1 protein-coding gene is annotated in these 590 nt (G+C 44.6%); it reads right to left on the bottom strand.

The genetic code is table 11. The features are described from left to right. A partial coding sequence (locus tag G9H60_RS13230; protein ID WP_223144513.1) for a hypothetical protein occupies window positions 1-590 on the bottom strand: 590 nt, incomplete at both ends.

Genomic DNA, 590 nt, shown 5'->3' with positions numbered 1-590 from the left:
GCCGTAAAGGTCAAGCTTGTAGCTGTTCCAAAGTTCGTGCCTGCTATCGTTGGTGTAGTTGCTGGACTTGGAGATGCGGCTGCTCCTGAGAATGTAATGTTTTTTGCTCCTGTGTAACTTGTTACTGTGTTACCATCCGCATCTTTGGCCGTCACAGTAACTGTTTGTGCTCCACCTGCTGTTTGTGTTCCTGTTCCTGTAACCACTAATTTTGTCGCTGCTCCAGGATTAATGGTCACACTTCCACTAGTAGCCGCTGTACCAGAAGCTGGTGTAAAGGTAAAGATTCCTGTTCCAGATGTTCCTGTGAATTTCAAGCCTAAGCTAGTCAAGTTCGCTACCCCACTGCTGAAGTTTACTAATTGGTTGATTACATTGTTTACCCCACTTCCCAATCCACTTACAGTTCCTGTTAAGCTGGTTGTTACTGTAATGTTATTGCCTGAAGCATCAAAACCTGTTACTGTATTACCATAAGCATCTTGTGCCGTTAAGGTATTCGTTCCTGTAAAGGCGGTACCATTGACCTGTGGACTTGTTAAGCTCACTGCCAACTTCGTCATTGTTGATGGACTCACCGTTACATTCAA

Origin of the sequence: Aquirufa aurantiipilula (assembly GCF_019923745.1) — a bacterium.
Taxonomy (GTDB): Bacteria; Bacteroidota; Bacteroidia; order Cytophagales; family Spirosomataceae; genus Aquirufa; species Aquirufa aurantiipilula.
This window is presented reverse-complemented; position numbering and strand designations above follow the sequence as displayed.